Origin of the sequence: Pseudonocardia abyssalis, assembly GCF_019263705.2 — a bacterium.
Classification (GTDB): domain Bacteria; phylum Actinomycetota; class Actinomycetes; order Mycobacteriales; family Pseudonocardiaceae; genus Pseudonocardia; species Pseudonocardia abyssalis.
In genome coordinates this window covers 3,453,988-3,466,384 of record NZ_JADQDK010000001.1, presented here as the reverse complement: position 1 = coordinate 3,466,384, position 12,397 = coordinate 3,453,988, and the positions used below count along the sequence as shown (strand labels likewise).

Sequence of the window (12,397 nt, the reverse complement as noted above, 5' to 3'; positions counted from 1 at the left end):
TCATTCCGCGAGCACGAGCTTCGCGTCGACCAGGTCCTTCGGGAAGACCAGCAGACGGTAGCCGTCGTCGACACGGCCCACCGTGGCCCGGATGCCCGCGCCGCGCAGGCGGGCGCGCAGGACCTGGGCGGCCGGCTCCGTCGGCACCCGGGAGACCTCCTCCAGCAGGCCGTTACCGGTGGGGTCGTCCGGGTCGGGGATCCGGGGGCCGGGTTGGTCCCTGCCGGTACCGAACGTCCAGCGCAGGGCCAGCGCCATCACGCCCATCATGATCAGTCCGCCGAAGAGGGCGAAGAAGCGGGTCGCCTGGTCGGCCATCGGTCCATCATCGCCTGCTGGATCGATCCCTGCATGTGACGGCTGTCCTCCGGGCCGGGCTGTGGCACTACGTGCCAGTACGATCAGCGGACCACTAAGGCGGAGGTGTCCGGTGCCGTACCCGACCGACCGTGAGCGCGACCGGCCGTGGGTGATCCGCACCTACGCCGGTCACTCCTCGGCGCGCAAGTCCAACGAGCTCTACCGGCGGAACCTCGCCAAGGGCCAGACCGGGCTGTCGGTGGCCTTCGACCTGCCGACACAGACCGGATACGACCCCGACGACGAGCTGGCGAAGGGCGAGGTCGGCAAGGTCGGCGTGCCCGTCAGCCACATCGGCGACATGCGCACGCTGTTCGACGGCATCCCGATGGCCGAGGCCAACACCTCGATGACGATCAACGCGCCCGCGATGTACCTGCTGGCGCTCTACGTCGCCGTGGCCGACGAGCACGACGCCCCGCGCGCGACGCTCGCCGGCACCACGCAGAACGACATCGTCAAGGAGTACCTCTCACGGGGCACCTACGTGTTCCCGCCCGCCCCGAGCATGCGCCTGATCACCGACATGGTGGCCTGGTCGGTGGCCGAGATCCCGAAGTGGAACCCGATCAACATCTGCAGCTACCACCTGCAGGAGGCCGGGGCCACGCCCGCGCAGGAGCTGGCCTACGCGCTGTCCACCGCGATCGCGGTGCTCGACTCCGTCCGCGACTCCGGGCAGGTGCCCGCCGACAAGTTCGGCGACGTCGTCGCGCGCATCTCCTTCTTCGTCAACGCCGGGCTGCGGTTCGTCGAGGAGATGTGCAAGATGCGCGCCTTCTCCCAGCTCTGGGACGAGATCACGAAGGAGCGCTACGGGATCGAGAACCCCAAGCAGCGCCGCCTGCGCTACGGCGTGCAGGTCAACTCCCTCGGGCTCACCGAGGCCCAGCCCGAGAACAACGTGCAGCGCATCGTGCTGGAGATGCTCGCCGTCACCCTGTCCCGCGACGCCCGTGCCCGCGCCGTGCAGCTGCCGGCCTGGAACGAGGCGCTGGGCCTGCCGCGGCCGTGGGACCAGCAGTGGGCGCTGCGGATGCAGCAGGTCCTCGCCTACGAGACCGACCTGCTCGAGTACGAGGACCTCTTCACCGGCTCCGTGGTCGTCGAGGCGAAGGTGAAGGACCTCGTCGAGGGTGCGCGCGCCGAGATCGACCGCGTGCAGGAGATGGGCGGGGCCGTCGCGGCCGTCGAGTCCGGATACATGAAGGGGCAGCTCGTGTCGTCGCTCTCGGAGCGGCGCCGGCTGATGGAGTCCGGCGAGCACGTCGTCGTCGGGGTCAACAAGTTCGACACCACCGAGCCGTCGCCGCTGCAGGCGGAGGGGGCCGCCGCGATCGAGACGGTCGACCCGGCCACCGAGGCCGCCGCGATCGAGGCGATCCGCTCCTGGAGGGCCGAGCGCGACGCACCGGCCGTCGAGAGAGCGCTGAACGCGCTGCGCGACGCGGCCAAGACCGACGTCAACCTCATGGACGCCTCGATCACCTGCGCGAAGGCGGGCGTCACCACGGGGGAGTGGGCGGGGGTGCTGCGCGAGGTGTTCGGCGAGTTCCGGGCGCCGACCGGGGTGTCGGCCGCCGTCTCCGGCGGGGAGGCCGCCGTCGAGATCGCGGAGGTGCGCTCACGGGTGCAGGCCGCCGGGAAGGACATCGGGTCGCGGCTGCGCATGCTCGTCGGCAAGCCCGGGCTCGACGGGCACTCCAACGGCGCCGAGCAGGTGGCCGTGCGCGCCCGCGACGTCGGCTTCGAGGTCATCTACCAGGGCATCCGGCTGACGCCCGCGCAGATCGTGTCGGCCGCGGTGCAGGAGGGCGTGCACGTCGTCGGGCTGTCGATCCTGTCCGGCTCGCACCTGGAGGTCGTCCCCGCCGTCGTCGACGGGCTGCGGGCGGCGGGCGCCGACGACGTGCCGGTGGTGGTCGGCGGGATCATCCCGCCCGACGACGCCGCCGAGCTGAAGGCCAAGGGCGTGGCTGCGGTGTTCACGCCGAAGGACTACAAGCTCACCGAGATGATGGACGAGATCGTGACGCTGGTGCGGGCGGCGCACGGCGTCTGACGGATCTCAGGCGTCGAGGGCGCGAGCCGCGGAACGCGGTGGGCCACCCCGGGACGGACACCTCGGCACGGTGCCGCGCCGCCCGGCCGCTCCGTGGCGCTTCCGCGCAACGCGTGAGATCGACGTGATCGGGCTTCCGAGCCCCCGGACCCCGATGGTGTCGACCTCAGCCGCGGTCCGCCCGACCTGGCACGATCCGCCCATGTTCCGGATCGCTGTCCCCGTCGACGAGCCCCGTCGGCCGCGGCGGGTGGCCACCGTCGACGTCGCGATGCTCGTGCTCGCGCTGATCTCGGTGGGGCTGCTCGGCTACGTCGCGTTCTTCCCGCACTCGGAGCAGACCGCGCACCTGGTGTTCGTGATCGACACCGTGATCTGCGGGATCTTCCTCGTGGAGTTCCTGTTCCGGTGGCGCGACGCGGGGTGGGAGCGGTGGTTCCCGGTGCGGCGCTGGTACGAGGTGCTCGGCATGATCCCGGTCGCGCACCCCGCGCTGCGCAGCCTGCGGCTGATCCGGGTCGTCGTGATCGTCATGCGGCTGGCCCGCACGGCCGACCGGGTGCTCGGTGAGCAGTTCACCCAGCGGATGGTGGAGCGGCTGTCCCGGCCGATCGTGCTCGCCATCAAGAGGCCGATCACGGTGGCGGTCATGGACGAGGTCGTGAAGGTGATCGGGACGGGTCACTTCCCGCGCAACATCGCCCGCTCGGTCGGGGAGAACCAGGAACTGCTGCGCAGCATCGTCACCGAGAAGCTGCGGGAGGACCAGCTCGCCGGACGGCTCTCGCGGATGCCGTTCCACGACGAGATCGTGCACACCGTGGTGGACACGACCATGCGCGTGCTCGTCGACGTGCTCACCGACCCGCGGATGGACGCGTTCGTCGGTGAGGTGGTGCGGGAGAACGCCGAGCAGATCCGCGGGGCGGTGGAGGCCGGGCACCACGAACGGGAGCCCGTGGAACCCGTGGTGCCCGCCCGGATCTGAGCGCGGCTCAGGCCTCGGCCTCCTCGCGTTCCTTCTCCTCCCCGCGGCGGCGCAGGAGCCTGAACCCGGGCACGCCCTGGATCGCGTGGCGGACGTCCTGGAGCACGTCGAGGAGCTCGTGCACGTCGGGACCGACCCGGTCGAGGGTGACCAGGATCGGCATGATGTCGGTCTCGAGGTGGTGGGTGAGCTGCGGCAGCTGGTCGACCATCCGGATCGCGGCCTGCACCTCCTCCTCGGTGAAGTCCTCGACGAAGCGGTGCGCGAGCGGGGCGGCCTTCTGCGCGATCGGCCGGTAGACCTCCAGGATCTCCGACGCACCCCTGCTCGTGACGGACGCCTCGCCGACCAGGGCCCTGGCCTCGTCGGCCACCCCGGTGGCCTTCTCGATGACCCCGCCCGCGTCGCCCGCGACGCCCCCGGCGGTGGCGACCAGCGCCGACGCGTCGTCGGCGACGGTCCCGGCCCGGCCGACCAGCCCGGCGGCGTCGTCGGCGACGGAGTCGGCGCGGGTGATCAGGGTGGCGGCGTCGCCGGCGACCCTGTCGGCGCGGCCGACCAGCGCAGCCGCGTCCCCCGCCACCGCGTCCGCCCGCGTGATGAGGGTGGCGGCGCCGTCGGCGACGGTGCCGGCCCGGGTGATGAGGGAGTCGGCGTCGCCGGCGACCCCGTCGGCTCGGGTGATCAGGGCGTCCGCGTTGCCGGCCACGCCGTCGGCGCGGGTGATGAGCGCTCCGGCGTCCCCGGCCACGCCGTCGGCGCGGTTGATCAGGATGGCCGCGTCCCCGGCGACGCCGTCGGCGCGGGTGATCAGGGCGGCGGCGTCGCCGGCGACCCCGTCGGCCCGGTTGATCAGCTTCGCCGCATTGCCGGCGACCCCGTCGGCGCGGTTGATCAGCAGGGCCGCACCGGTGGCGACGTCGCCCGCGTCGGTGATCAGGCGGTCGGCGCGCCCGGCGACGCCGTGCACCTCGCCGAGCAGGGGGTCGACCCGGCGGACCATGCGCTCCGCGTCGGTGAGCACGGTGTCGGCCCGGCTGACGGCGCCACGGGCCTCGACGAGCACGCCCTCCACCCCGTCGACGAGGCCGTCGGCCCGCCGGACCATGCCGTCGACGTCGTCGGCGATCGCGGCGACCCGTCCGACCAGGGTCTCCACGTCCTCGAGCAGGTCGGCGATCCGGCCCGGGAGGGTGGCGACGACGCCCACCGCCTCGTCGGTCCAGCCCAGGACGGCCCGGACACCCTCGATCATGTCGGAAGGACCCCACACGGGTAGCCCGGCGATGCGCATGGGCTCGATAGTGGCCTATCGCGGGCCGGTGCGCCGGGGCACGGGGGTCACGGCGGGGCGCAGAGCGCCTCGACGGTCAGGTCCGGATCGGGGAGGTTGCCCGCGCCGAGTCCGAACGGCTCGGTCAGGCTGAGCCATTCGCCGGAGGCCTGCAGTGCGGTCAGCTCCGCGTCGAACGCGGCGAGCAGATCGGTCTCGCCGATCCGGGCGGCGAACGCCGACGCCGGGACGACGGTGCGGCCGTCGATGGTCGGGTCCACGGGGTCGGTGATCTCCACCCCGAGGCCGGGGTTGCGGCGCAGCTCGTCGACCAGCGACACGGCGGTGAGGGCGCCCACCTCGGCCCGGCCGTCGACGACGTCGCGGAACAGGTCGCCCTGGGAGTCGCTGAGCACCAGCCGGTCCTCGGAGATGCCGGCGCCGCGTGCGTACTCCAGCTCCGACGAGCGGTCGAGCACCGCCAGCCGGACGCCCGAGCGCCGGACGCCCTGGAACGTGCCGATGCCGCGCGGGTTGCCGTCGAGCACGAGGAACGCGGGCGGGGACACGAAGTCGGGCCGGGAGAACGCGATCTCGCCGCAGCGTTCTGGCGTGATCGTCAGCCCGGCGGCGATCAGGTCGAAACGACCCGCCTGCAGGCCGGGGATGAGGTCGGCGAAGCGCACCTGCACCGCCTCCAGCCCGCCGACGCCGATCCGCCCGAGCACCGCGCGCGCGACGACGGGCTGGGAGCCGGTCAGCTCACCGCCGCTCCCGACGTACCCGAAGGGCCGCTCGCCCGCGATCCCGACGCGCAGCACCCCCGAGGACCGCGCGCGCTCCAGCGTGGTGCCGGTGGGTTGCGCGCAGGCGGCGGCCGCGACGAGCGGGGCGAGGAGGAGCAGTTGCCGGCGGGTGAGCATCGCCGTGCAGGCTAGGTGGGTCGCCCGGGATCCGCCGGACCGGGCCATGTGCGCCGGTATCGCGGGCTGCTGGGCCGGTTGTCCGGACGTGCCCGGACGGAGGGCCTCGCCGCGGCGGGGACGAGGTGCCTCAGTCGGTCCAGACCGGCTTGCGCTTCTCCAGGAACGACGCCATGCCCTCGCGCGCACCCGGGCTCTGCGACATCGACGCCATCACCTCGACGGCGATCGCGTAGGCGTCGGACTCGGGGCGGTCGAGCTGGGCGTAGAGCGTCTGCTTGCCGACGCCCTTGCCGAAGCGGGTGCCGCGGGTGGCGCGGGCGAGCAGGTCGTCGGTGCGGGCGTCGAGCTCGGCGTCGGGGACGGCGTAGTTGATCAACCCCCACTCGGCGGCGGTGCGGGCGTCGATCGCGTCGCCGGTGAGTGTCAGCTCCATGAGCCGTTTGCGGCCGATGTTGCGGGCCACCGGGACGGCGGGGGTGTGGCAGAACCAGCCGCCCTTGCCGCCGGGCAGCGCGAAGGACGCCGACTCGGCGGCCACGGCGAGGTCGCAGGTGGCGACGAGCTGGCACCCGGCCGCGGTGGCGATCGTGGCCACCTTCGCGACGACGACCTGGGGCACCTGCTCGACGGTCTGCATCACCGTGGTGCACAGCCGCAGCAGGTCGCGGACGCCCGCGAGGTCGCGCGAGGACACGTCGGCGAAGTCGTGACCGGCGGAGAACGCCCTGCCCTCACCGGAGAGGACGATCCCGGTGGCGTCGGAGTCGCCCGCCTCGGTGAACGCGCGCAGCAGCTCGCGCAGGTGCGGCTCGGACAGCGCGTTGCGGCGCTCGGGGCGGTTCATCGTGATCCGGACGGTGTCGCCGTCGTGCTTGACCAGCAGGTACTCGTAGTCGGCCATGGGTCGACGGTAACCGTCCGGACTCGGAACCGGGAGCCCTCCCGATCTTCTGGCCTACTACTACCGGGACATCACAGGACACGGGGGACCACCGGATGGACGAGTACCGACCCGGGCCACCGCGCTCGCCGATCGCGGCCGCGCTGCTCAACCTGACCGGGCTCGGGCTCGGCTACTCCTACCTCGGCCGCTGGTGGCGCCAGGCGCTGCACCTCGTCGTCACCGCGGGTCTCGTGGTCATCGCGTTCGCCACCGGTGCCTCGGGGCTGCCGTGGCTGTGGGTCGCGATCACGATCGCGTGGCTGGGGTGGATGGCCGTCGACGGCCTGCGGCTCGCACGCGCCCAGCACGCCGCGCCCGCCGGTGTCGCCGGGCACGCGCTGCCGGTGGCCGTCGCGGTGCTGCTGGTCGGGGGGGCTGGTCACCGGGTACGTGTTCTACGGTGCGGCGGGCGGGCGGGCGTACGCCGACGCCGCGGCCGCGCGCGACCGGGGCGACTGCGCGACCGCCGTCGACGGCTTCGGCCAGGTCACCGGCGTCTACGAGCTGACGCTCTCCGGCGACGTCGCCCGCGCCGACGCCGGTCGCGCCGAGTGTTCCGCGTTCCTCGCCGCGGGTGACGCGGCCGGGCGTGGGGGCTACGCCGAGGCGGTGGGGCTCTACGGCGACCTCCGGCGCGCCTACCCGGACACCGCGCTGACCTCCTTCGTCGACGCCGACCTGCGCCGCACCTACGACGAGTGGGGCACGCAGCTGCGCGACACGGGGAACTACGACGAGGCGGTCCGGGTGTACCGCGACCTGCTCGTCGAGGTCGGCGACGGGCCGGAGGCCGCGGGCGTCCGCGCACAGATCGCGGCCACCTACGTCGAGGAGGCCGACGCGCTGCGGGTGCAGCTCGCGACGCTGACCGACCAGCCGCGCGTCGACGCCGTCCGGTCCGCGGTGGAGAACCTGGTCGCCGTGCAACGCGAGTTCGCCGACACCCCGTCCGCGCCCGCCGCGGTGCAGGGCCTGATCGACGTGTACGCGGCGGCCAACACCCAGGCCGCCACCGGGCTGTGGTGCGAGGCGCTCCCCGTGCTCGACTACCTCGTCGCCGTGACCGACGCCGAGGCGGCCGGGATCGTCGCAGCAGCGGACGTCGACCGCCCCGCCGCGCTGTTCCGGTGCGGGCTGCAGGAGTACGACGCCGGGACCTGGACGGAGTCGGCCGCCGCGTTCGACCAGCTCGTCGCGGAGTACCCGAACGACCCGCAGTTCGCCCAGGCCCGGGCCGACGCGATCGCGGCACGGGCGGCGGGCGTGCAGGGAGCCGCGCTGCCCGCACTGCCCGGGCCGTTCGCGGGCGACAGCCCCGGCTCCATCCCGCTCACGCTCTACAACGACAACCCGTCGGAGGTGCGGGTGTACGTCGTCGGCCCCACCGCGCACGAGATCGTGCTGCCCGGCTGCGCCGGCTGCCCCGCGACGTACGCGACCGACGGCGAGGCCTGCCCGACCTTCGACGGGCGGCCCTCGGCCCGGCTCACGCTGCCCGCGGGCAGCTACACGATCATCAGCCAGTACACGGGGACGAACCCGGCGGTCCAGACGAGCGCGGTGGAGCGGGGCTTCGAGTACACGAACTGCATCTACGTCGGCCCTGATCAGTGATCAGGAGTCGCCCAGCATCTCCAGGTCCGGGGGCACGAGGGTGGTGGAGAGCACCAGTTCGCGGATCAGGTTGTCGTTGAGCGCGTTGCCGACCGGCTCGCCGACCTCCTCCCGCGTCAGCCCCGGTACGCCCCCGCGCGACATGCGGGTGCGGATCGCGGTCACGGCGTGCTCCACGCGCTTGGACGTCCATCCGGCGTCGGGCTGCAGCTCCGCGAGCTGGTCGGCGGCCTGGCGCCAGGACAGCGGCTGCGGGCGGTTCTCGTGCAGCAGGTAGCGCTGGCCGAGCACGACCAGGACGAGCCGCTCGTCGTCGTCGAGGCGCCAGAGGACGGGCTGCTGGGTGGCGTCGCGGTGCCGAGCGGCGGGGCGCCCGCCGTCGGCCCCGGTGACGAACAGCTCGAGGAGGTGCTCGCGGTGCGCCGACCCCCGCACGAACACCGGCGTGTACCCCTCGGTGAGCGGGACCGGCTCCTCCTCGGCGAACAGCAGGCGCCCGCCGGGCAGCCGGACCGGGAGCCGGCCGGTGTTGCGGATCCACCAGCGGTCGGCGCGGTACCCCAGGACACCGTGCTCCCGGCTCACCCGGGGATCGTCCTCGCCGACGCACACGTGCACCTCGGGCCGGTTGCGCCCGAACACCAGGGTGCGGCCCTCCTTCGGGCCCACCGAGATCCCGCCGGCCACCGACAGCGCGAAGATCGTGGCGGGGGCGGCGGCCGGGACCCCGTGCGCGAGGCTCCCGTGGCTGGTGGGGAGGAGGCGGTCGGGCACGCCGTTCATCCTGTCAGTACGACTTGGGCAGGCCCAAGGTGTGCTGCGCGACGAAGTTCAGGATCATCTCGCGGCTGACGGGGGCGATCCGCGCGGTGCGCACGGCACCGATCAGCGTGCCGACCCCGTACTCGACGGCCATCCCGTTGCCGCCGTGGGCCTGCACGGCCGCGTCGACGGCGTTGATCGCGGCCTCGGCGGCGGAGTACTTCGCGATGTTCGCGGCCTCCGCGGCGGCGGCCATGTCGCCCGCGTCGTAGAACCAGGCCGCGCGCGTCGTCGCCATCCGGGCCAGCTCGACCTCCATGTGCGCCTTGGCCAGCGGGTGCGCGATCGCCTGGTGCGCACCGATCGGCGTCTTCCAGACCGTGCGGTCCTTGGCGTAGGCGACGCCCTTGCCCAGTGCGTAGCGGGCGAGTCCGTTGGAGTACGCGGCGACCGTGATCCGCTCCGGGTTCAGACCCGCGAACAGCGCGGCGAGCCCGGCCTCCTCGCCGCCGACGAGCGCGTCGTCGGGGAGCAGGGCGTCGTCGAAGAAGACGGTGAACTGCTTCTCCGGGCTCTGGATCGCCATCTCGATCGGCTGGTAGGTCATGCCGGGGGTGTCGGTGGGGACGATGAACATCGCCGGGCGCAGCGTGCCCTCCGCCCCTTCGAGCCGGGTGACGACGAGCGTCGCCTCGGTCTCGTCGACGCCGGAGATGTAGTACTTGGTGCCGCTGAGCCGCCACCCCTTGCCGTCGGGGTCGCGCCGGGCCGTCGTCGTGATCCGGTGCGAGTTCGACCCGGCGTCGGGTTCGGTGATCGCGAACGACATCTTCGCGCTGCCGTCGGCGAAGCGCGGGAGCCAGCGCTCCTTCTGGTCGACGGTGCCGCTCGTCGCGATCACGGTGGCGGCGATCGCCGGGGAGACGACGATCAGCAGCAGCGGGCAGCCGGCCGCGGCGATCTCCTCCGCGACGATCGACAGCTCGACCATCCCCGCCCCGCCGCCGCCGTACTCCGCGGGGACCGCGACGCCGAGGTAGCCGTTGTCGCCCGCCTCCTTCCACAGCTCGGTGGTCTTGCCACCGGTGCGGGCCTTCTCGATCAGGTAGTCGTGGCCGTACTTGCCCGCCATCGCGGCCACGGACTTCCGCAGCAACTGCTGCTCGTCGGTCTCGCGCAGGTCCATCACGCCTCCAGGCGGGTGTCGAGTTGCCGGGCCCAGTCGTCGAGCAGATGACGGCGGCGGGCGCCGTCGTCGGACAGCAGTGCCGAGATGCCCAGGCCGCGCACCAGGTCGAGCGTCTGCTGGACCGCCGCGCGCACGCCGGGCCGCGACTCGTCGGCACCGAGCAGCTCGACGGTGAGCCGGTGGGTCTCGCGGCCGACCTCGGCCTCCAGCGGCACGACGGCCGCGCGCAGGGCGTCGTCGGTGCGGGCGGCGACCCACAGCTCCAGCATCGCGCGGAACAGCGGGCCGGTGTGCAGGGTGGCGAGCATGTCGAGGACGGCCGCGGTGCGCCCCGGACCCAACCCGGCGGCGCGTTCCCTGGCCTCCGCGAACCGCGCCGCGCCGAGGTGCGCCACGGCGGCCAGCACCAGCTCCTCGCGGGTGGGGTAGTGGTGCAGCTGCGCGCCGCGGGAGACCCCGGCTCGCTGCGCGACCACCGTCGTCGTGGTGCCGGACCAGCCGCGCTCCACCAGGCACTCGACGGTGGCCTCCATCAGCCGGGCGCGCGTGGCGTCGGAGCGCTCCCGCTGGCGGGTGGTGGACACGGTCCCAGCGTGCCGGGCAAGAAACAAACAGTCAAGCTTGCTTGTGCCCCCGCCCGCCCCGAATGGCAGCAAGGCCACGATGCTGCCGTGAGGTGGCGGCATGGTGGCTCTACTGCCAGCCGTCAGGGGCGTCGGTGCAGGACCAGGAGCAGGTAGGCGGCGAGGGTCTGGGCGTCGACGATCCCGCCGGTCCGGATCAGCTCTTCGAACTCCGCGGTCGTGAACCACGCCGCGCGCATGTCCTGCTCCTGCAGCTCACGGCGCGGCGGGCCCGGGGTCAGCTCCGTCGCGAGGAACACGTGCTCGCGCTGGCTCGACATCCCCGGCGCGATGTCGAGGCGCCCCAGCAGCTCCATCCGCCCGGCGACGAGCCCCGTCTCCTCGGCCAGCTCGCGCGCGGCGAGCACCCCGGGGTCGATCTCGGCCCGCTCCGGCGCGGTGCCCATCGGGAACTCCCAGCGCCGCTCGCCGACCGGGTAGCGGTACTGCTCGACGAGGTGCAGCCGGTCGTCGTCGAGCGGGATCACGACGGCCGCGGTGGGCTTGTCGACCACGCCGAAGATGCCGTCGGAGCCGTCGGGGCGGCGGATCTCGTCCTCGCGGACCGTCATCCAGGCGTTCGCGTAGACCTGGCGGCTGCTGATCGTCTCCACGCGGGCAGTATCGCGGGGTGCGCGCGTCCCGGCTGGTGACCCTGCTCTTCACGCTGCAACGGCGGCGCGCGGCCACGGCCGCCGAGCTCGCGGCCGAGCTGGAGGTCTCCGAGCGCACGATCTACCGCGACGTCGCCGCGCTGGCCGACGCGGGCGTGCCGCTGTTCACCGAGTCCGGGCCGGGCGGCGGGATCCGGCTGGTCGACGGCTGGCGCACCCGGCTCGACGGCCTCACCGCGCACGAGGCCGCCGCCCTGTTCGCGGTCGGGGCACCGCAGGTGCTCGCGGACCTGGGGATGAGCGCCGCGTTGGCGGGGGCGCAGGCCAAGCTGCTGGCGACGCTGCCCGAGTCGTTGCGCGAGCACGCCCGCACCGTCGCCGAGCGCTTCCACCTCGACGCGCCCGGCTGGTTCCACCGCCCGCACGAGGTGCCGCACCTCGACACCGTCGCCGCGGCGGTGTGGGAGCAGCAGCGGTTGCGGATCGGCTACCGGCGTCGCGACGAGGTGGTGCAGCGTGAGCTCGACCCGCTCGGCCTGGTGATGAAGGCGGGCACCTGGTACCTGTCCGCGGACTCCGGCGGGCGGGTGCTCATGTTCCGGGTGGACCGGATCGTCGACGCGGAGCCGACCGGCGAGCGCTTCGTGCGGCCGCCCGACTTCGACCTCCCGACCTGGTGGGCGGGCGCGTCGGCGGGCTTCGAGTCGACGATGCTGCGCGCCACGGTGCGGCTGCGGCTCGGGCCCGGTGCGCTCACACGCCTCCCGCGCGTCGTCGACGCCGACGCCGCGGCCACGGCGCTCACGAACGCGGGCGACCCCGACACCGACGGATGGCGCGAGGTGCGGCTCGACGTCGAGGACGTGCGGGTGGCCGCCGGTCAGCTCGTCGGGCTCGCGGGGGAGGTCGAGGCGCTCGACCCGCCCGAGCTGCGCTCGGCGCTGCGGGCCGCGGGGCTCGCGCTCGCCGCCCACAACACCGGCACCGGGTAACCGACCCAGAGCCAGGCGTGCGCCCAGCCGTTGTCGGTGGCCAGGCTACGG

Annotated in this window: 12 protein-coding genes; 4 read left to right on the top strand and 8 right to left on the bottom strand. The window is 73.6% G+C overall.

Annotated elements, in window-relative coordinates:
• Entirely contained in the window at nucleotides 1–318 is a 318-nt protein-coding gene (locus I4I81_RS16760; RefSeq protein WP_218601370.1) for a hypothetical protein, read from the bottom strand.
• Nucleotides 319–430: 112 nt separating this feature from the next.
• Here I4I81_RS16760 and I4I81_RS16755 point away from each other — a divergent pair, with 112 nt between their 5' ends.
• Both I4I81_RS16755 and I4I81_RS16750 read left to right on the top strand, forming a co-directional pair.
• Nucleotides 431–2,422 (top strand): ethylmalonyl-CoA mutase, encoded by a 1,992-nt coding sequence (locus I4I81_RS16755; RefSeq protein ID WP_218601369.1) that lies wholly within the window; start codon nucleotides 431–433, stop codon nucleotides 2,420–2,422.
• Between the two features lie 202 nt (nucleotides 2,423–2,624).
• A complete protein-coding gene (locus I4I81_RS16750) occupies nucleotides 2,625–3,410 on the top strand; it encodes an ion transporter (RefSeq protein ID WP_225924616.1) in 786 nt (261 codons plus the stop codon).
• A gap of 7 nt (nucleotides 3,411–3,417) precedes the next feature.
• On the opposite strand, the gene I4I81_RS16745 is transcribed toward I4I81_RS16750, so the two are convergent.
• The 3 genes from I4I81_RS16745 to I4I81_RS16735 all read right to left on the bottom strand — a co-directional run bounded on the left by I4I81_RS16745 (nucleotide 3,418) and on the right by I4I81_RS16735 (nucleotide 6,510).
• Nucleotides 3,418–4,665 carry a hypothetical protein gene (locus tag I4I81_RS16745; RefSeq protein ID WP_218601368.1) on the bottom strand — a complete coding sequence of 416 codons (1,248 nt, stop codon included), beginning with the start codon at nucleotides 4,663–4,665 and terminating at the stop codon, nucleotides 3,418–3,420.
• 86 nt (nucleotides 4,666–4,751) lie between these two features.
• Nucleotides 4,752–5,606, bottom strand: coding sequence for a transporter substrate-binding domain-containing protein (locus tag I4I81_RS16740; RefSeq protein ID WP_218601367.1), 855 nt, complete (start codon nucleotides 5,604–5,606; stop codon nucleotides 4,752–4,754).
• A gap of 130 nt (nucleotides 5,607–5,736) precedes the next feature.
• Entirely contained in the window at nucleotides 5,737–6,510 is a 774-nt protein-coding gene (locus I4I81_RS16735; RefSeq protein ID WP_218601366.1) for an enoyl-CoA hydratase-related protein, read from the bottom strand.
• Nucleotides 6,511–6,942: 432 nt separating this feature from the next.
• Between I4I81_RS16735 and I4I81_RS16730 the strand changes: the two genes are divergently transcribed.
• Entirely contained in the window at nucleotides 6,943–8,166 is a 1,224-nt protein-coding gene (locus I4I81_RS16730; protein WP_218616160.1) for a tetratricopeptide repeat protein, read from the top strand.
• On the opposite strand, the gene I4I81_RS16725 is transcribed toward I4I81_RS16730, so the two are convergent.
• The 4 genes from I4I81_RS16725 to I4I81_RS16710 form a co-directional block, all read right to left on the bottom strand.
• Complete coding sequence (locus I4I81_RS16725; protein ID WP_226363410.1) at nucleotides 8,167–8,940, bottom strand: FHA domain-containing protein; 774 nt, start codon at nucleotides 8,938–8,940, stop codon at nucleotides 8,167–8,169. It lies immediately after the preceding gene.
• A gap of 13 nt (nucleotides 8,941–8,953) precedes the next feature.
• Nucleotides 8,954–10,114: an acyl-CoA dehydrogenase family protein gene (locus I4I81_RS16720; protein WP_218603208.1), complete on the bottom strand. Its 1,161-nt coding sequence runs from the start codon at nucleotides 10,112–10,114 to the stop codon at nucleotides 8,954–8,956.
• Nucleotides 10,114–10,701: a TetR/AcrR family transcriptional regulator gene (locus tag I4I81_RS16715; RefSeq protein WP_226363409.1), complete on the bottom strand. Its 588-nt coding sequence runs from the start codon at nucleotides 10,699–10,701 to the stop codon at nucleotides 10,114–10,116. Before I4I81_RS16715 ends, I4I81_RS16720 begins: the two co-directional genes overlap by 1 nt.
• Nucleotides 10,702–10,823: 122 nt before the next feature.
• Nucleotides 10,824–11,354, bottom strand: coding sequence for an NUDIX domain-containing protein (locus I4I81_RS16710; protein ID WP_226363408.1), 531 nt, complete (start codon nucleotides 11,352–11,354; stop codon nucleotides 10,824–10,826).
• Nucleotides 11,355–11,371: 17 nt separating this feature from the next.
• On the opposite strand from I4I81_RS16710, the gene I4I81_RS16705 reads away from it, so the two are divergent.
• Nucleotides 11,372–12,346, top strand: a complete 975-nt coding sequence (locus tag I4I81_RS16705) for a helix-turn-helix transcriptional regulator (protein ID WP_218603206.1) — start codon at nucleotides 11,372–11,374, stop codon at nucleotides 12,344–12,346.
• Nucleotides 12,347–12,397 lie beyond the last annotated feature (51 nt).

Bases quoted from the DNA above. Each gene is read 5' to 3' on its own strand.
- I4I81_RS16760 (WP_218601370.1), bottom strand. From the start codon at position 318: ATGGCCGACCAGGCGACCCGCTTCTTCGCCCTCTTCGGCGGACTGATC.
- I4I81_RS16750 (WP_225924616.1), top strand. From the start codon at position 2,625: ATGTTCCGGATCGCTGTCCCCGTCGACGAGCCCCGTCGGCCGCGGCGG.
- I4I81_RS16745 (WP_218601368.1), bottom strand. From the start codon at position 4,665: ATGATCGAGGGTGTCCGGGCCGTCCTGGGCTGGACCGACGAGGCGGTG.
- I4I81_RS16740 (WP_218601367.1), bottom strand. From the start codon at position 5,606: ATGCTCACCCGCCGGCAACTGCTCCTCCTCGCCCCGCTCGTCGCGGCC.
- I4I81_RS16735 (WP_218601366.1), bottom strand. From the start codon at position 6,510: ATGGCCGACTACGAGTACCTGCTGGTCAAGCACGACGGCGACACCGTC.
- I4I81_RS16720 (WP_218603208.1), bottom strand. From the start codon at position 10,114: ATGGACCTGCGCGAGACCGACGAGCAGCAGTTGCTGCGGAAGTCCGTG.